Raw genomic sequence first — 16,966 nt, forward strand, 5'->3', positions numbered from 1 at the left:
TTCCGGCGCACGACCACGCCGATCACCCCCAGGGTGAAGAGCGCCGCGCTTAGAATCAAATAGTGATTCACCGGTCCCACGTTACGCCTCCATCCGCCGCGCTACCGCGTCCGCCGGCGCGCCAGCACGACGGCGCCGATGACCCCCACGAACAAAAGAACCCCCATCGCCTGGAAGGGAAGCATGTACTGCGAAAAGAGAAGCTTCCCGAGCAGCTGGGTATTGCCAATCTCCGCAATTTTTTCGGCCGGATACGCCCCGGCGGCGCCGGTTACGGCATTCCGCGCGGCCACGACATTGAGAAGCAAAACGAAAATCGCCAGCGCGGCTACCACCCCGGCGAGTTTTTGCACCGGAAGCTGGAGCACCTGGCGCTCCTCGCGCCCGAGGTTGAGCAGCATGATGACGAACAGGAAAAGCACCATGATGGCCCCGGCGTAGATCACCACCTGAACGGCCGCGATAAACTCCGCGCCCAGGGTCAGATAAAGCCCGGCGAGCCCCAAAAAACACAGGATCAGGCTGAGGACGCCGTGCAGCGGACTCGGCAGCGCCACCACGCCCACCGCGCCGGCAATCGTGATCACTCCGAGAAAATAAAAGAAAACTTGCCCGGCCACCATTCTTTCCTTTTTGCTTACGGCCGGGCCCGCCCCGGCTTCCTTGGGTTAAACGTAGGTCAGCAGCTTCTTTTCGTCGTAGCGGTGCTGCAACTCCGGCACCTCATCCGGCGTCTTCACGAGCAGATCTTTTTTCGCGTAGAGGAACTTGTCCCGATCGTCCTGACAGAATTCATACTCGCTTCCGAGCACGATTGCCCCGACCGGACATGCTTCCTCGCAATATCCGCAAAAGATGCAGCGCAGCTCGTTGATCTCGTAGATGCGGGCGAAACGCTCCCCCTTCGAGGTGGGATTCGCCGGATCGTTTTCCTCCGAATCCACGTAGATGCAGTCCACCGGGCAGGCCGCCGAGCAGAGCTTGCAGCCGACGCAGCGCTCCAAGCCGTCCTCCCAGAGGAGGAGCTTGTGGAGCCCCCGGTAGCCCTTCGGCATCTCTTCCTTCTCTTCGGGGTACTGCACCGTCTCGCGGTTCTTGAAAGCGTGCTTGAGCGTGAGCCACATCCCTCTGCAGATTTCGCCCAGCATAGGCCTTACCTCTTCATTATCCGGCCCGGAGCGGCCGGCTAAAGCCCCAGGAACGCAATCACGCCCGCCGTGGCAATCACGTTTAAAATCGAAAGCGGAAGGAGCACCTTCCACCCGAAACCCATCAATTGATCATACCGCAGGCGCGGCGTCGTCGCGCGAAGCCACATGAAAAAGAACATGAACAGCAGCACCTTGAGCAGGAACCAGACGACCGAGGGAAAGAAAGGCCCCCGCCATCCGCCCAGGAAAAATGTCGCCCCCACCGCCGAGAGCGTGATCATGTTGCAATACTCGGCGAGGAAGAACATGGCGAAGCCCATGCTGCTGTACTCGGTGTGAAACCCCGCCGTCAGCTCGCTCTCCGCCTCGGGAAGATCGAAGGGCGCGCGGTTCGTCTCGGCAACCATGCAGATGAGGAAGATCAAAAACCCCACCGGCTGCAGAACGATGAAGGGCAGATCCGCCTGCGCCGCCACGATCCCCTTGAGGCTGAGCGTCCCCGAGATCATGATGACGCCCAGAAGCGAGAGGCCCATCGAGAGCTCGTAGCTGATCATCTGGGCCGAGGAGCGCAGTCCGCCCAGCAGAGGATACTTGCTGTTCGAGGCCCAGCCCGCCAGGACGATCCCGTAGATGCCGATGCCCGCCAGCGCGAAGATGTACAGGATGCCGACGTTCACATCGGCGATCACCAAATCCACCTTCCGGCCGAGAACGGTGATCGAGTCCCCGAAGGGAACCACCGCCATCGCCGACATCGCCGGAATCAGCGTCACGATCGGCGCCAGAAGATAGATCGCCTTATCGGCCTGCGCCGGGATGAGGGACTCCTTGAACATGAGCTTGATGCCGTCGGCAATGGGCTGCAAAAGGCCCGCCGGGCCGACGCGGTTCGGCCCATAGCGCACCTGCAACAGGCCGAACACCCGCCGCTCCATCCAGGTCATGTAGGCCGCCAGAAGCAAAAGCCCGAAGAAGACCACGACCACCTTGATGAGGATCACAGCCAGATCGATCATCTAGGCCTCCGCCCCCACGGCCGCCGCCGCGCGCACCCGGATCTCCACTCCGCGGGCGCCGCCCGCCGCCGGGTCCAGCGCCCCTCCGCCCAGCGCCCGGAGTGCGCCCTCGGGCGCCCAGGCCAGTCCCGCCGGGAGCGACACGTCCACCCGGACGGGAAGGCGAAAGATCTCTCCGCCCATCTCGAACTCCGCCACCTCCCCGTGCACGAGGCCGGCGGCCTCCGCATCGGGCGGGGCGAGCCGCAGGGCCGCCCCCGGCATGTCGGAAAGATGGAAGGCTGCCGAAACCGCGGCCCCCGAAAGCCAGAGCGTTGGCGCGAGCACGAGCCGAAGGCCGCCGCCCGCCGCCGAAGCCGGGGGGAGCGCCGCGGACTGATATACTTTTTTCGCTTCGCGCCTCAGGTGCACGCCGCTCTCCGGCAGACGCCCGACCGCCCCGGCATAGTCCGGCACCAGCTCGCGCATCTGTACCTTGATCTGATCCAGGCTCCCGGCCCGCATCGGGTGCCCCATCGCCCGGGCGATTTCCCCGAACACCTTCCACGTCTCCGGCAGAAGCCGATCGAGCGCGGGGCGCAGGGCCCGGCGCAGCGTCTGCACCCGCCGTTCTAGATTCGTGATCGTCCCCTCCTCTTCGTAGAGCGAGGGGGCGGGGAGAACGATGTCGGCATACTCCATGCTCGCGCACGTGTGCGCCGCGTGGAGGATCACCAGTCCGGCCGCCTCGAGCGCGCGGCGAGCCGCACCGGCGTCGGCCGCCTCCGTAATCGGATCGCACCCGAGCAGATAGATCGCCCTCAACTTCTTCTCGGCGAGGCCATCCAGAATCTCCGCCGCGGGGAGACCCTTTTCCTGCGGGAGATCCCGGCGCCAGACCGCCGCGCAAGCCGCCGGCGGGAGCCCCTCCGGGTGCAGCCCCATGTCGAGGGCACCCTGAAGGTTCGCTCCCGATGCGGCAAACAAGAGGTCGGCCCCCAGAAGGAGCGAGAGATTCACCGCCTCGGCCGCCGTAGCCGGATCCTGCACGCCGGGCCCCACCACGACCACTACGCCTCCCCCCTCGGGGCGGAGCGCGCGGGCGGCCTCTGCGATCGACTCGGGGTCCATGTCCGCCTCGCGGCAAAGCGCCGCCGTGTCGGCTCCTTTCACCGCCTTTTGATATGCCTTTGCCCCTTCTCCATCCGGCGCCGCGCCCGCGCCGATCAGCGTCCCGGCCAGCGCCCGCAGGGCGCGCATCTCCTCGCCCGGAAGGGGATTGAGATGGATCATCCGCCCCTGCACCCGCAGATCGATCCGCCGCGGATGGAGGCTGATCAGGACCGCGCCGCCGCCGTGGGCCTTGCGGGCCTGGAGGGCGAGGATGGGGTGTTCCTCGAAGGGGTCTGCGCCGATGAGAAGCACCGCTTTCGCTTTGCCGATGTTTTCAATCCCCCCGTGTCCGCCGAAGCCGCCAAGCGCGGCCCTTTGGGCTTCGCTCTGGGCGGCGTCCCTCGGATGGAGCCTGCAATCAACGTGCGGGCTGCCGAGAACGGTGCGGACGAAGGCGCCGAACTGGAAGGCGGCCTCGTTCGTGGCGCCCGCTCCGCCGAGGGCCGCGATGGCGCCGCCGCCCTCTTCCTTCACTTTCAAAAGGCGCGCCGCGGCTTCCGCGTAGGCTTCCGCCCAGCCGACGGGCTGGAGGGCGCCTTCCCTCCGGATCATGGGCTGGGTGATGCGCGCGGGGGCGTGGTTGGCGCTCCAGCCGAAACGGCCCACATCGCAGATCCAACTGTCGTTGACCCGCTCGTTCTCCCCGGCGGTCACCCGCTTCACCATTCCGTCCATGGTCCAGACCTGCTGGCGGCAGCCCACGCTGCACAGGGTGCAGGGCCCTTCCACCTTGTTCATCTCCCAGACGCGGGCGGTGAAGCGGTACTTGTTGTCGGTCAACGCCCCCACCGGGCAGATGTCGATCACGTTCCCCGAGACGATGCTGGTCAGGGGGAGCGACTCGAAGATGCCGACCTCGGTCCGGTCCCCGCGGTGGGCCCAGCCGAACTCGCCCCCGCCGTCGATCTCCTGGGTGTAGCGGATGCAGCGGGTGCAGTGCACGCACCGGTTCATCTCCGGTTGGATGTAGGCGCTGATCTCTTTCTCGGGATAGATGCGCCGCTTCTCGTGGGTGCGGCTGATCGCCTTGCCGTAGGCCATGGTCTGATCCTGAAGCGGGCACTCCCCGCCCTGATCGCAGACCGGGCAATCGAGCGGGTGGTTCTTGAGGAGGAACTCGAAGACACCCTCCTGGGCCGCATCCACGCGCGGGGTGAGGGAACTCACCACCATGCCCTCGGCCGGCGGCATCGAGCAGGAGGTCTGCAGCTTCGGTATGGGATTGCCGCCCCCCGCGTCGAGCACCTCGACCAAGCAGGCCCGGCACTGGCCCACCACCGAGAGATACTTGTGGTAGCAAAAGTGCGGAATATGAACGCCCGCGCGGAGCGCCGCCGCGAGGATGGTTTCGCCCTTGCGGGCCGTCATCTCCCGATCGTTCAGCGTAAATTTAATTTCCTGATCGGACATCTCACCCTCAACCCGGATAGGGGCTGTCGTGCGGGCACCGCCCGCGGTCAATGTGTTCCTGAAATTCGCCGCGGAATTTATTGACGAACGCGCCGAACATCATGGCGCACGCATCCGAGAGCACGCAGATGGTGTTCCCCCGCATGTTGGGATCGATCGAACCCAGCGTGGCCAGATCGTCCGGCTGGCCCAGCCCGTTCTCGATCCGGCTGATGATCTGGGCCACCCAGCCCGTCCCCTCGCGGCAGACCGAGCACTGACCGCATGATTCGTGCTCGAAGAAAAGCGCGAGCCGTTGCGCAGCCTGCACCATGCAGGTGGTCTCGTCCATGACGATGACGCCCCCGCTGCCACCCATGCTTCCGGCTCGGGCGAGGGAGTCAAAGTCCATCTTGATCTTGTCCTCGTAGACTTCCTTGGCCGTGAGGCAGGGCGCGCTCGCCCCGCCTGGAATCACCGCCTTGAGCTTTCTCCCGCCGCGGATGCCGCCGCAGTGCTCCTCGATGATCTCTGCGCAGGTCAGCCCGAGGGGAAGCTCGTAGAGGCCCGGCTTTTCCACGTGGCCCGAGACGCAGTACATCCGCGTGCCGGTGTTCTTCTCGTCAATGCCGATCCCGGCGAACCACTCGGACCCTTTGTTGATGATGTGCGGGAGGTTCGAGAGCGTCTCGACGTTGTTGATGACGGTGGGCCGCCCGTAGAGGCCGACCACCGCCGGGAAGGGCGGCTTCAGCCGCGGGTGGCCGCGCTTGCCCTCGAGCGATTCGAGCAGCCCGGTCTCCTCCCCGCAGATGTAGGCCCCGGCCCCGCGGTGGGCGTAGATGTCGCAGGAAAAACCACTGCCCAGAATGTTCTCCCCGATGTAGCCCTTCTCGTAGGCCTCCGTGAGGGCGTGCTCGACCGCGCGCCAGGGGGCGACGAACTCCCCGCGGATGTAGATGTAGGCCTTCTCGATGCCGACGGCGTAGCAGGCGATCAGGATGCCCTCGATGAGCTGGTGCGGATCGCGCAGCATCAGCTCCCGATCCTTGAAGGTGCCCGGCTCGCCCTCGTCCGCGTTCACCGCCAGGTACTTCGGCCCCTCTATCTGGGGCACGAAGCTCCACTTGAGGCCGCACGGGAAACCCGCCCCGCCGCGGCCGCGCAGGCCGGAGGCCTTGACCGTCTCGATGACATCGGCCGGATCGGTCTCCCCCAGAATTTTTTTGATCGCCGCGTAGCCGCCGTCGGCTTCATAGCCGGCGAGGGTCGCGGCCTCGGGGTTGCCGAAGCGGCCCGTCACGATCTTTTCCATCACCAGTGCCATCTGCGGCTACACTCCTTCATTCGCCGAATCGTCGGCGCTTTTTGCTTCTCCCCCGTCCGCCGCGACGGCGGCCGGCTGTTCCTCGCGCGGCGAGCCGGCCTCATCGGCCCCGATCGGCCGGAGCGGCTCGCCCTTCTCTATCGCCCCGATGATGCCGTCCAGCATCCCGGGGGTGACGTTCTCGAAATAATCCTCGTTCACCTGCAGGCAGGGGGCGCCGCCGCAGGCGCCGAGGCATTCCATCTTTTCGATCGAATACTTCCCGTCCGCGCGCGTCTCGCCCGCCTTGCACCCGAGCCGCCGCTCCAGCTGACGCAGCACCCCCGCCGCTCCGAGCAGCGCGCAGGGGAGGTTCGAGCAAAGCTGGAAGTGGAACGCGCCGATCGGCTTCGTCTTGAGCATAGTGTAAAAGCTCACCACCCCCCAGACTTCCATCGGGGAGATGCCGAAGATTTCAGCGACGTGCTGCATCGCATCCCGGGTGAGGTAGCCCGCCTGCTTCTGGGCCAGCTGCAGGGCCGGGATCAGGGCCGAGCGCCTGATGGGGTATTTGGCGATGATGCGATCCAACTCGGCCCGGTTCTCGGGGGTGAACGCGAACCCTTTCATCTGCAGCGCGTAGGAAAAACGGCCTTCGCTCAAAACACGCTCCCTCGTCTGAATCTAGCGGTCGATCTCGCCGAGAACGATATCAATGCTCCCGATGGCGGCGACGGCATCGCCCAACAGGCTGCCCACCACCATTTCGGAAAGCGCAAACAGATTCGCAAAACTGGGCGCCCGCACCTTCACCTTGTAGGGGCTGGGGCTCCCGTCGCTGATGATGTAGTAGCCGATCTCTCCCCGGGGGGATTCGATGGCCTGGTACACCTCGCCCGCCGGGACGTCGTAGCCCTCGGTGAATATCTTGAAGTGGTGGATCAGGGCTTCCATGTCGTGGGAGAGCTGCTCCTTGGGCGGGGGAACCACCTTGGGGTCATCGGCCATCAGGGGCCCCTCGGGCATCCCCGCCAAGGCCTGAAGGGCGATCTTCCGGGACTCGCGCATCTCGGCGATCCGCACGCGGTAGCGATCGTAGACATCGCCGTTTTCGCCGAGCGGAACCGTGAAATTGAAATCGCCGTAGGCCAGGTAGGGCTCTTTCTTGCGGATGTCGTAGTCCACCCCGCAGGCGCGAAGCAGCGGGCCGGTCACGCCGTAGGCCAGCGCCTTCTCGGCCGAGATCGGGCAAACCCCCTGGCTGCGGCGCTTGTAGATCGGATTTTCGGTCAACAGCTCCTCATACTCATCCACCCGGTCGGGAAACTGATCGAGAAATGCCCGGCACTCGCCGTAAAACTCGGGATAGGGCTCGCGCGCGACGCCGCCCACGCGGAAGTAGCTGGTCATCATCCGGACCCCGGACACCTTCTCGAAAATCTTGAGGAGCGCTTCGCGCTCGCGGAAGCAGTAGAGAAAAACCGTCATGGCGCCGATATCGAGGCCGTGGGTGCCGAGCCAGACGAGGTGGCTGCCGATCCGCGTGAGCTCGGCGAGGAGCACCCGGAGGTACTGGCACCGGCGGGGCACTTCCATACCGAGAAGCTTTTCCACCGCCAGCACATAGCCCAGATTGTTCGACATCGGCGCGAGGTAGTCCATCCGGTCGGTCATCGGGAGGGCTTTGTTGTAGGTCCTCCCCTCCATGCTTTTCTCGATGCCGGTGTGGAGGTAGCCGATGACGGGTTTGCAGGAGAGAACGGTCTCGCCCTCGAGTTCCATCTCGAGCCGGAGCACGCCGTGGGTGCTCGGATGCTGCGGGCCCATGTTCAGGGTCATCGTCTCGGTGCGGATGGGACCGAGAAGATCCGGATCATGCTCGATGATTCGCGGGGCCTCTGCAGCCATGGTGGGCTCCTGCGTCCGCCGGAAGCCGGCGGGCTAGTCCTTCGCCGCGGGCTTCCCTAGCGGCGTTTCCCTGAACGTGAACTCCACCGGCTCTCTTCCGATGTCGAAATCCTTCCGGTGGGGATATCCTTCAAAACCCTCGGGTGTGAGAATGCGCTCGAGGGCCGGATGTCCCTCGAAGCGGATTCCCACCATGTCGTAGGCCTCACACTCGTGCGCGAGCGCCGCGGGCCAGATGTCCCCGACGCTCGGCACGGCCGGGGCCAGATCGTCTTCGCAGAAAACCTCCAGCCGGAAGCGCTTCGCCCGGCCCAGGTCCAGCAGGTCGTAAACCACCTTGAAGCGGCGCGGGGCCGGAAGCTCGAGGCAGTCCACACCGGAAACATGGCTCAGCAAAGAGAACCCGCGCACCTCCAGCAAGAGGCGGGCCGCCTCCCGCAAAGCGGACGGAGACACCTCGGCCGTCACCTGTCCGCGGTGCGCGCGGACGGAGACAAACCCCTCGCCCAGCTTCGCGCGAAGGGCTTCGGCGTCCGGGTCCGCCGCGTCCACACCATCTTTTCTGGAAAGCTCTTCTTCCACCTTGCCCACCTTCCGGCATCCACCCGCAGCGCCCATGCGAATGCCGCGAGGAATTCAATTCTGAGACGCTCTCCCGCTGGTGCCGCTACTCGCCTTCCCAAAAGCGCGGCGGTCTAGCTCGCCATTTTTTTTGGTTCGGTGCCGCCGCCGCGGTAGAGCGCCTGGGACTCGATTTTTTTCTGAAGTTTCAGAATGCCATCAATGAGGGTTTCGGGACGGGGCGGGCAGCCCGGCACGTAGATGTCCACCGGCACAATTTCATCAACGCCCTGGACCAACGCGTAATTGTTGAAAATCCCTCCCGTGGACGCACAAGCACCCATCGAAATCACCCATTTGGGCTCGGGCATCTGATCGTAGATCTGCCGGAGGACGGGCGCCATTTTTCTCGACACGCGTCCTGCGACAATCATCAAGTCCGCCTGGCGGGGTGAGGCGCGGAAAACTTCCGCTCCAAAACGGGCAATGTCGTACTTGCTCGCCGAGGCCGCCATCATCTCGATGGCGCAACAGGCCAGCCCGAAGAGCGCGGGCCAGAGGCTGTTCTTGCGGGCCCACTTGATCACATCGGCCGCGCGGCCCAGTACCACCTGACCTTCAATGAGCTCCTCTAGTCCCATTCGAGAGCTCCGCGCTTCCATTCATAGGCCAGGCTCGCCACCAGCAGCGCCATGAAGGGAAGTATCACAAAAAAACCGTACGTCCCCATCTCCCGAAAACTCACCGCCCAGGGAAAAAGGAAGATGGCCTCCACGTCGAACACGATGAACAACATGGCCACGAGAAAAAACTTGACGGAAAAACGCCCGTGGGCGCTCGTCTCCGACACGATGCCGCATTCATAGGCCATGCCTTTTTGAACGGTGGGTTTGCGGCGGCCCATCATGAAGGACACCGCAAGGCTCACAACGGCAAAACTGGCGGCGATCCCCACCAGAATGAAAATCGGCAGATATTCACGAAGCACAGCCCGGCCCCATCCCAAAAAATGGCGACCGATGGCCCTTTCGCCTGATAGAACCATCAGAATCGCCCAGATTCACAACGAAGCGCATCTTACGAAGGCACTCCCTGGGTGTCAACAATTCCGGGGCCGATTGTTCTGGAAAATCCGCGAATTTCAAGGCGATTCGAGAATCGCCCGCATCGCGGCTAAAGTTCCCTCTCCCGCTGCTTGCGAAGGGCCTCCTGGAGCGCGCCGATATAGCGGCGTGCGCCCTCCGAGTAGGGATGAACCGCGAGCGTGCGCTCAAAAGCCTCGACAGCGTTCTCCAGATCGCCCAGCCCAACATAGTTCAGCCCCAGACCGAAAAGCGCCCCCACGTGAAAGGGATTGAGTGACAGTACCTGTCGGCAGTCCGCGATGGACTCGCGGTACTTCCCGGCCAGATAGTAGGCTGTCGCACGCTTGTTCCATCCCTCGGGAAACCCCCTATCGCGGCGGATGATCTCCGCGAAATCCAGGATGGCGCCCCGCAAATCCCCCGTCTCCATCCGGGCCACCCCCCGTGCCATCAGGCGATCAAGCTCGGGATTGCCAGAGCGCATCCAGATTTGCCAGAGCGCGGCGTGGGCGGCTTCCCGGACGGCGGGATCCGGGTCGCGCAATAGGGCGGCCAGCTCCGGGGTATGGGCGAATAATCCTTTGCCCCCAATGGCTTTTGCCGCATCAATGCGGACCGAGGGCCGGGGGTCCTTCAGCCTTTCCAAGGGGCTGGAAGCCGGAGCGCCCTGGGCGGCGGGTCCCGCGGCCAACCCAAGGGCCAACCCCAAAAAGGCGCTCAGGCAAAGGGCTTTCCATCTCATGTTCTGCATAGCCGCCTCCTCAAAATCATATAATACATTGAATATATTGGCTTTAACTAAATTCACTCCTCCGGCCGCCCAGTCCGCCGTGGCGGGTCCTCCACGCCGTAGATTACCCCCACAAGATGAGAAGGACGACCCCCAGAAAAATGACAGCGCCGCCCCCTACCGCCTCCCGGATACCCTCGCGCTCCCCGAACAGGAAATAGCCCAGCGCCATCGCGAAAAAGATCTCCATCTGCTTGACCGACTCCACATAGGAGGAAAGCTGAATCCGGTAGGCCTCTCCCTGGCTCAGGCTCGTCAGGGCGGCGAACAGACCCAGCAGGAAAAAACTTTTCCAGTGCCGGGACATCTGGGAAAAATGCGTGGAGGAATAGCGGGCCACCACCGGAAAGGCACAAAGCGCGGCCGCCGCGTAGGTGCCCACCGTGGCGAAGGGGGTATTCGAGGTGAGCACCGCCCACTTGAACGTCGCGACCGAGGGTGCATAGAGCACCGCCGAGATCAGCGCGTAGCGCTGTCCCTTGTCCACGAAAAGCGCCCGGATCGGCTCCAGCGGGGAAAGGCGCATCCGGGTGATGTTGAGAAGATAAACGCCCGCCACCGTCAAGCCGATCCCCGCCAGCCCTATGAGAGAGGGCGTCTCCCCCAGCATGAAGAACGCGAAGACGACCAGCCAGATCAGCGAGGTCTTCCACAGGGGGCCGACCCGGGTGATGTCCCCGTACAAAAGCGCCTTCGAGAGAAACAGCGTGGCCGCCGTCTGGCTGATGGCGAAAAAGAAACACGCCCAGTAAAAGCCCGGCTTGAGCTCCGGCACCCCTTCCCAGAGAAGCGGCACCGCCGCGAAGGGAAGAATAAAAAGGAAGCGGCCCAGCACGCTGATGTACTCATCGAGGCTGTGGCCCAGGTGCTTCATCGCGGCGTTCCGAGACGCCTGGGCAAGCCCCGACACCAGCGACAAGAAAACCCAATCCACCGCCCGCCTCCTTGTTCGTTTCGGCCGATTCCCCGCCGATCCGTTCTACGCCCCGTCCTATCTCCTGACAAGAAACGCCTCCGGCCCGGGAAGTCAGATCTGCCGCCAGCGTGCTATCTTCGGGAAAATCTTTTCGCCGAAAAAGGATTCCGCCTTGACCTCAGCCGCTTCCCCGCCATCGCGCCCCTATCTCTGGTACGGCTGGGTGGTGCTGGCGGTCGTGTTCATCGCCATCACCACCCTGAGCGCGGTGCGCAGCTCGCTCGGCTTTTTTATTCCCTCGCTGGAAGCGGAGTTCGGCTGGAGCCGGGCGCAGTCCTCGGGCGCGTTTTCGGCCTCGCTCATCGGCCAGGCGGCCACCGCCTACTTCTTCGGCTGGCTGACCGAAAAATGGGGCGTCCGCAAAACGATGTCGCTCGGCGTCCTCATCGCGGGCGCCGCCTTGCTGATCGGCCCCTTCATCCACTCCCTTTTCGTTTTCTACCTGATGTACTTCTTCCTCTCGGCCGGCATGATCGCCGCGACCTACGTTCCCCAGGTCGTCGCCATCTCCAACTGGTTCGTGCGAAAGCGCGGGATGGCGATGGGCATCTCGAACACCTCCCAGGGATTCGCGCCTATCCTCAACCTGGCGACGCCCGTTCTCATCGGCGCGCTCGGCTGGCGGTACAGCTACCTCGCGATGGCCGCCTTCGTGCTGTTGTTCACCCTGCCCGTCACGGCGATCTTCCAGCGCGATCACCCGCGCGACAAAGGCACCGTGCCGGACGCGCCCTTTCTCCATAGGGAAGAGACACCCCCCGGCGCCGGCGAAACCCGGCCCGCCGAAGTTTCTTCCCCGGACAAAAGAAGCGCGCTCAGCCTCCGCTTTTTCTATCTCGCCGGGACATTCGGGGCGGTGGCCTACGTCTTCGCCTCCACCATCGTCCACACCGTCCCCCTGGCCCGCTCCTACGGCTTCTCCGCCCCGGAAAGCGCCGTTTTGTTCGCGATCGGGGGCGGCTTTCTCGTGGCGGGAAACCTGATCAGCGGCCTCTCGGATCGGATTGGAAGGGGACCCACCTTCATCACCGGCGCCTTGATCGGAAGCCTCGCCGCGTGCCTGCTCGCCCTCTTCGGCGCGGGCGCACCCCTCCTGCAAATCTACGCGGGGGTCGCGCTCGCGGGGGTGGCCCTGGGGATGATCCGGCCCACGACATCGGCCCTGCTGGCCGATCACTTCTCGGGGCCGGGCTTCGGGAGGATGAACGACCTCGTCAACATGGCCTTTTCGATCTTCGGCGCGGCGGGCCCTTTCGCGACCGGCTATCTCTTCGATCGGACCGGGGGATACCGGGCGGGCTTTCTCGTCATCGCGGGCTTTTATCTGCTCGGCGCGGTTTTCGCCGGAGCGCTCTCGCGCTTTCAGACGCGGTAGCCTCCTGCTTCAGGAAAAAATCTCCCCCACTTCCTGATGACCGCTGCCCGCTCGTCGTTCATGTCTCATCCCCAACGCGCGAAAACTCCCGCATTAGCCCGCAGCATCCCGCTCTCAAAAAAACCCGCATTATCCCGCAGCATCCCGCCATCGCCCCGCCAGCGCTCAAAATTCGGCAGTGGGTCAGTTTGCACAATGGATCAGCGGTGTCATTCCGAAGGAGCGAAGCGACTGAGGAATCTGCTGTGGAAAAGCAGATTCCTTGCACCTCCAGCACTCGGAATGACAAGAAATACAGACAAACTGACCCACTCCCCAAAATTCGCGCCGTATCGCGCAATCGCTCCGCCGGCCCCCTTTCGCCCAGCCCGGCGACGGGCTCCACTCTCGCACATGGGGAGGGAAAAGCCTGTGCAGAAAATGCGGGGAGATTCGGATCGCGCGCGGGCTAGCTCGCCACCGTCTCATCGTTCATAACGACATCCTCAAAAAAAAACGGAGGGACGCTTCCGCCCCTCCGCCGTCTGGGATGGCCCGCCCGGGGGAAAAACCTAGCCGACGAGCGCGCCCTTTCCGGCCTCGAACTCCTCGGGGGTGAGGGCGTCGGCGCACCCGATCATGGAATCGCGGACCACGATCTGCGCCAGCTTCTCCTCGCTCCAGCCCTCGGTGCCCCGCGGCCGGCGCGGAATGATCAGGAAGCGGCAGTCCGCCGTGCTGTCCACGACCCGAAGCTCGACACCCTTCGGCGGCGTGTAGCCCAGATCGGCGAGGGCGCCGTGGGGATCGGTCACCGCCTTGCTGCGGTAGGGGAAGCTCTTGTACCAGGTCGGCGGCTGGCCGAGCAGCGCCCGCGGATAGCACGAGCACAGCGTGCAGACCACCATGTAGTGCACCTTGTCGGTGTTCTCGATGGCGACCAGGTGGTCGATGGCGGTGGTGTCGATGCCGAGTTCCAGGCAGGCGGCGGCCGCGTCGGTCAGGAGTCTTTCCTTGAACGCCGGGTCGGTCCAGGCGCGGGCGACGACGCGCGATCCGATGGCCGGGGTCTGGGAGTAGATCACCTCGACCTCGCGGCGCACCTCGTCAATCGTGAGAATGCCCTTTTCGCGCAGCAGGTTGATGAGCGCGGCCGTGCGCACCTGGAAGTAATCGAGCTCGTGCTCGACGCGCTCGACGGGGTCTTCCTCGTGGGAATGGCCATGATCGTGGCCGCCCTCGCCATGATCGTGGCCGTGATCGTGGCCGCCTCCCCGCCCCCGGTGCTCGAAGTAGTGGTTCGGATCGTTCGTCGTGACCATGTTTGACCTCGAATTGTCGGATGGAAAAAGCTCGCCCCTAGGCCGGATCGAGCCAATGCTCAAAAATCTCGACAACCACCGAATCCGCGTCCTTGCCCGGATTGTGATCCCACAAACCGTTCAGGGGGAATTTCACCCAGTAGAGTTCGCAGAGCGGAAGGCCGTCCTTGCCGTAGGCCAGATCTTCGGGATTGCGGAACCTGCCGAAGTAGCGGTCAATCACCCCGCTCTTCCCGCGGAGGTAGAGCGGCGTGCGGATGTGGCCCGGCGGAAACTTGTGCTTCACGCGAACCGGATCGCCCACCTTGAATTTCGTGTCCATGGTTCTCTCCTGCGGTGTCATCTTCCGGCAGCAGATGGGCCGGAGCGAATGGAAACACCTGAATTTTGCCCCCCCGCTTCCGGTCTGTCTAGAGCTTATATCCCAACCCGTCTAGAGCTTGTACAGGCGCTCGGTGTTCCCGGAGAGGATCTTTTTCTGAACATCCGCCGAAAGGCGCGAGAGCCCGGGGATTTTCTCCGCCGGGCCCAGATTTCCCATGTCGAAGGGGTAATCCGTGCCGTAGAGAACGATGTCGGCGCCCAGCGTCTTCACCCCGAATTCGAGGCCGTCGGGGTTGTGAATGATGGTGTCGTAATAGAACTTCTGGATGTAGTTCTCGGGGGCTTTCGCGCCGTTCACCTTGGGCTCCTCGCGCTCGCCGTAGCCGTGCTGCCACCTCCCGCGGATCCAGGGGGTGTAGCCGCCCATGTGCGAAAGAAGAATCTTCAGGTCCGGGAAGCGGTCGAACACCCCGCCGAAGATGATGCAGGCGGCGGCGATGGTCGTGTCGAGCGGGTTTCCGATGAAATTGCGAAGGTAGTAGTCCTTCAGGCGATCGTTCACCCCCACCACATCGGTCGGATGGATGAAGATGGGAACATCCAGCGAGACCGCCTTGCCCCAGAACACATCGAGGGAGCGATCATCCAGGTTCATCCCGGCCACGTTCGAGCCGATCTCCACCCCGATGTGCCCGAGGCCCACGGCGCGCTCGAGCTCGGCGGCCGCCGCGGGCGGGTCCTGCAGCGGCACGGTCGCCATGCACGAGAAATGACCGGGGTCGGCCTTCGCGATGCTGATCAGGGCATCGTTGAAGGCCGCCGCGATGTCCTTGTTCAGCCCCGCGTCAAGCGCATAGTAGAAACACGGCGGCACGACCGAGAGGATCTGCCGGTCCACGTTCATGTTCTTCATGTGCTCGAGGCGCAGGGCGAGGTCGTAGGTCTCCTTCGGCAGGGGGTTTTCGTGCACCCGCTCCTGGCCGAGCACCGTCGTCTTGGTGACGAGCAGCTCCCAGCTCTTGCCGGACTTGATGGAAAGGGCGGAGCCGAACTTACCGGCACGGACTTCTTCGATGAAGCTCTCGGGTGCGATGTGGGCATGGGGATCGATGATCACGCAGTCTCTCCTTCATCCGGCTTCGCAAGGCGTCCGGCAAAAGAATGGAAATATCAGAAGGCGTGATTATCCCCCTTTCCGCCCCTTCCCGCCAAGCGGCTTCCACGAAAAAAGGCGGGCCAAACGGGCCCCGCCTTTTACTTCGCGCGGTTTTCTTGCCTCTCGCGGTTTTCCGGTTCGCTCACTTTCCCTGGAGCGTCTGGTAGGTCTTCTGGACGTTGTAGGCGTGAAGGTCCCGGAAAAAGGCGAGCCGGGGATGGTCCGGCGCCGGGGCGTAGGGCGCGCCCATGTCGAGGGAGATCCGATCCATCGCCTCGGCGAGGGACAGGCCATCGCTCAGCGCATGGCGCACCGCGTTCACCACCTCGCCCAGGTACTGCATGTAGCCGCCGAGCAGGTTTGGGGAGGAGATCTGGTTGTGCGCCGGGATGAGGTGATCGAGCTCGAGGGCCTGGGCCATCCGCGAGATGGAATTCAGGTAGGTGGGGGCGTCGCTCTCGAGCGGGATGACCAGATTCCCGCCCGTCATGTTGCCCGTCCAGGCCACCCGGGCCTCGGGGACATAGGTGATGGTATCGCCCGGGGTGTTGGCCGGGCCGAAGTGATGCAGCTCGACGATGCGCCCGCCCAGATCGATCCGCATGTAGTCGTCGAAGACCAGATCGGGAAGGCGCAGCTCCACCCCCTCGAACACCTCGGGCTTCTCGCCCACGCAGGGGAAGAGAAACTTCTTCTCCTCGTCCATGTAGGGGACAAGTTCGGCCGTTTTGCGATGCTGGATGACGGCGATCTCTTTCGGAAACGCGCAGTTCCCGAAGGTGTGATCGCCGTGGTAGTTCGAGTTCACCAGATAGAGCAGGGGCTTGTCGGTCACCTCGCGGATCCGCTTCTGGATGATCTGCGCCATCGCCAGGTTGATGTGCGCGTCCACGACGAGGACGCCCTTCTCCCCCACGACGAAGCCGGTGTTGTCCACGTTCGGGATGGTGGAGAGCAGCGCATAGACGCCCGGCGACATTTCCTTGACCTGGAGATCCGCCCCCGTCGGGTCCAGAAAAAAGGGTGTAAACCCCCTGGGGAAATCATCCCACGCCAGCCATTTTCTTTTTGGTTTTCCGTCCGCCGCGCTCATCCCCGATCCTCCCGATGCGCCCCTGCTCAATACATCTTGTCGATCGTGATCTTCACGTCCTTCTCGCCCACGGCCGCCCCGACCGGCGCGGTGTTCTCCATGTCCCCCGGCTGAACCGGCCCCGCGCTGCCGTCGCTGTCGAGGCGGGCGATGAGCCGCATATTCCCGGCAAAGGGCACCCCGGGCATCATGACATTTTCCTGAGAGATGCGGAACGAAAGCGGAAACCGGGGGTTCGCGATCCGCACGACCGCCATGGTCCGCCCCGACTGGAAGTCACGGGCGATCAGGTAGAGGACGGGCTTGCCCTTGGCCTTATCGGCGAGGCCGGGCGCCACAATCACCTGGCCCGTAATGGCCAGCGCACTGCCGGCCAGGGG

The 16,966-nt window shown here is 63.9% G+C and carries 17 protein-coding genes and 1 pseudogene; 1 reads left to right on the forward strand and 17 read right to left on the reverse strand.

The window, feature by feature from the left end; translation table 11 throughout:
• Window positions 1-101 precede the first annotated feature (101 nt).
• The 12 genes and pseudogenes from O2807_02745 to O2807_02800 all read right to left on the reverse strand — a co-directional run bounded on the left by O2807_02745 (window position 102) and on the right by O2807_02800 (window position 11,295).
• The gene (locus O2807_02745) at window positions 102-620 is read right to left on the reverse strand and encodes an NADH-quinone oxidoreductase subunit J (protein MDA0999424.1); all 519 of its coding nucleotides are present in this window, start codon (window positions 618-620) and stop codon (window positions 102-104) included.
• A gap of 48 nt (window positions 621-668) precedes the next feature.
• Window positions 669-1,148: an NADH-quinone oxidoreductase subunit NuoI gene (nuoI, locus tag O2807_02750; GenBank protein MDA0999425.1), complete on the reverse strand. Its 480-nt coding sequence runs from the start codon at window positions 1,146-1,148 to the stop codon at window positions 669-671.
• A 38-nt stretch (window positions 1,149-1,186) separates the two neighbouring features.
• Window positions 1,187-2,170: an NADH-quinone oxidoreductase subunit NuoH gene (gene nuoH / locus O2807_02755; GenBank protein MDA0999426.1), complete on the reverse strand. Its 984-nt coding sequence runs from the start codon at window positions 2,168-2,170 to the stop codon at window positions 1,187-1,189.
• The gene (gene nuoG / locus O2807_02760; protein MDA0999427.1) at window positions 2,171-4,732 is read right to left on the reverse strand and encodes an NADH-quinone oxidoreductase subunit NuoG; all 2,562 of its coding nucleotides are present in this window, start codon (window positions 4,730-4,732) and stop codon (window positions 2,171-2,173) included. It abuts the gene before it with no gap.
• 7 nt (window positions 4,733-4,739) lie between these two features.
• Window positions 4,740-6,038, reverse strand: a complete 1,299-nt coding sequence (gene nuoF, locus O2807_02765; protein ID MDA0999428.1) for an NADH-quinone oxidoreductase subunit NuoF — start codon at window positions 6,036-6,038, stop codon at window positions 4,740-4,742.
• 6 nt (window positions 6,039-6,044) lie between these two features.
• On the reverse strand, window positions 6,045-6,680 hold the full coding sequence (locus O2807_02770) for an NAD(P)H-dependent oxidoreductase subunit E (protein ID MDA0999429.1): 636 nt from the start codon (window positions 6,678-6,680) through the stop codon (window positions 6,045-6,047).
• 21 nt (window positions 6,681-6,701) lie between these two features.
• Window positions 6,702-7,925, reverse strand: coding sequence for an NADH dehydrogenase (quinone) subunit D (gene nuoD / locus O2807_02775; protein ID MDA0999430.1), 1,224 nt, complete (start codon window positions 7,923-7,925; stop codon window positions 6,702-6,704).
• 33 nt (window positions 7,926-7,958) lie between these two features.
• A complete protein-coding gene (locus O2807_02780) occupies window positions 7,959-8,516 on the reverse strand; it encodes an NADH-quinone oxidoreductase subunit C (protein MDA0999431.1) in 558 nt (185 codons plus the stop codon).
• Between the two features lie 161 nt (window positions 8,517-8,677).
• Window positions 8,678-9,127, reverse strand: a pseudogene (locus tag O2807_02785) (NADH-quinone oxidoreductase subunit B).
• Window positions 9,118-9,531: an NADH-quinone oxidoreductase subunit A gene (locus O2807_02790; GenBank protein ID MDA0999432.1), complete on the reverse strand. Its 414-nt coding sequence runs from the start codon at window positions 9,529-9,531 to the stop codon at window positions 9,118-9,120. The pseudogene O2807_02785 and the gene O2807_02790 overlap by 10 nt, the downstream one beginning before the upstream one ends.
• A 128-nt stretch (window positions 9,532-9,659) precedes the next feature.
• The gene (locus O2807_02795) at window positions 9,660-10,322 is read right to left on the reverse strand and encodes a tetratricopeptide repeat protein (GenBank protein MDA0999433.1); all 663 of its coding nucleotides are present in this window, start codon (window positions 10,320-10,322) and stop codon (window positions 9,660-9,662) included.
• Window positions 10,323-10,425: 103 nt separating this feature from the next.
• Window positions 10,426-11,295 (reverse strand): DMT family transporter, encoded by an 870-nt coding sequence (locus O2807_02800; protein ID MDA0999434.1) that lies wholly within the window; start codon window positions 11,293-11,295, stop codon window positions 10,426-10,428.
• Window positions 11,296-11,449: 154 nt separating this feature from the next.
• Here O2807_02800 and O2807_02805 point away from each other — a divergent pair, with 154 nt between their 5' ends.
• Complete coding sequence (locus O2807_02805; GenBank protein ID MDA0999435.1) at window positions 11,450-12,712, forward strand: MFS transporter; 1,263 nt, start codon at window positions 11,450-11,452, stop codon at window positions 12,710-12,712.
• 551 nt (window positions 12,713-13,263) lie between these two features.
• On the opposite strand, the gene O2807_02810 is transcribed toward O2807_02805, so the two are convergent.
• The 5 genes from O2807_02810 to O2807_02830 all read right to left on the reverse strand — a co-directional run.
• On the reverse strand, window positions 13,264-14,013 hold the full coding sequence (locus tag O2807_02810; GenBank protein MDA0999436.1) for a nitrile hydratase subunit alpha: 750 nt from the start codon (window positions 14,011-14,013) through the stop codon (window positions 13,264-13,266).
• Window positions 14,014-14,050: 37 nt separating this feature from the next.
• A complete protein-coding gene (locus tag O2807_02815) occupies window positions 14,051-14,356 on the reverse strand; it encodes a nitrile hydratase subunit beta (protein MDA0999437.1) in 306 nt (101 codons plus the stop codon).
• 90 nt (window positions 14,357-14,446) lie between these two features.
• Window positions 14,447-15,454, reverse strand: a complete 1,008-nt coding sequence (locus tag O2807_02820) for an amidohydrolase family protein (GenBank protein ID MDA0999438.1) — start codon at window positions 15,452-15,454, stop codon at window positions 14,447-14,449.
• Between the two features lie 181 nt (window positions 15,455-15,635).
• A complete protein-coding gene (locus tag O2807_02825; GenBank protein ID MDA0999439.1) occupies window positions 15,636-16,586 on the reverse strand; it encodes an MBL fold metallo-hydrolase in 951 nt (316 codons plus the stop codon).
• A 26-nt stretch (window positions 16,587-16,612) separates the two neighbouring features.
• Window positions 16,613-16,966, reverse strand: a 354-nt coding sequence (locus O2807_02830) for a hypothetical protein (GenBank protein ID MDA0999440.1), incomplete at its 5' end; no start/stop codon positions are given.

This window comes from bacterium (assembly GCA_027622355.1).
Classification (GTDB): Bacteria; UBA8248; UBA8248; order UBA8248; family UBA8248; genus JAQBZT01.

Excerpts from the sequence above, each read along its gene's own strand:
- nuoG (MDA0999427.1), bottom strand. The coding sequence starts at position 4,732 with ATGTCCGATCAGGAAATTAAATTTACGCTGAACGATCGGGAGATGACG.
- nuoH (MDA0999426.1), bottom strand. The coding sequence starts at position 2,170 with ATGATCGATCTGGCTGTGATCCTCATCAAGGTGGTCGTGGTCTTCTTC.
- nuoI (MDA0999425.1), bottom strand. The coding sequence starts at position 1,148 with ATGCTGGGCGAAATCTGCAGAGGGATGTGGCTCACGCTCAAGCACGCT.
- O2807_02810 (MDA0999436.1), bottom strand. The coding sequence starts at position 14,013 with ATGGTCACGACGAACGATCCGAACCACTACTTCGAGCACCGGGGGCGG.
- nuoD (MDA0999430.1), bottom strand. The coding sequence starts at position 7,925 with ATGGCTGCAGAGGCCCCGCGAATCATCGAGCATGATCCGGATCTTCTC.
- O2807_02795 (MDA0999433.1), bottom strand. The coding sequence starts at position 10,322 with ATGCAGAACATGAGATGGAAAGCCCTTTGCCTGAGCGCCTTTTTGGGG.
- O2807_02790 (MDA0999432.1), bottom strand. The coding sequence starts at position 9,531 with ATGGTTCTATCAGGCGAAAGGGCCATCGGTCGCCATTTTTTGGGATGG.
- O2807_02825 (MDA0999439.1), bottom strand. The coding sequence starts at position 16,586 with ATGAGCGCGGCGGACGGAAAACCAAAAAGAAAATGGCTGGCGTGGGAT.
- nuoF (MDA0999428.1), bottom strand. The coding sequence starts at position 6,038 with ATGGCACTGGTGATGGAAAAGATCGTGACGGGCCGCTTCGGCAACCCC.
- O2807_02815 (MDA0999437.1), bottom strand. The coding sequence starts at position 14,356 with ATGACACCGCAGGAGAGAACCATGGACACGAAATTCAAGGTGGGCGAT.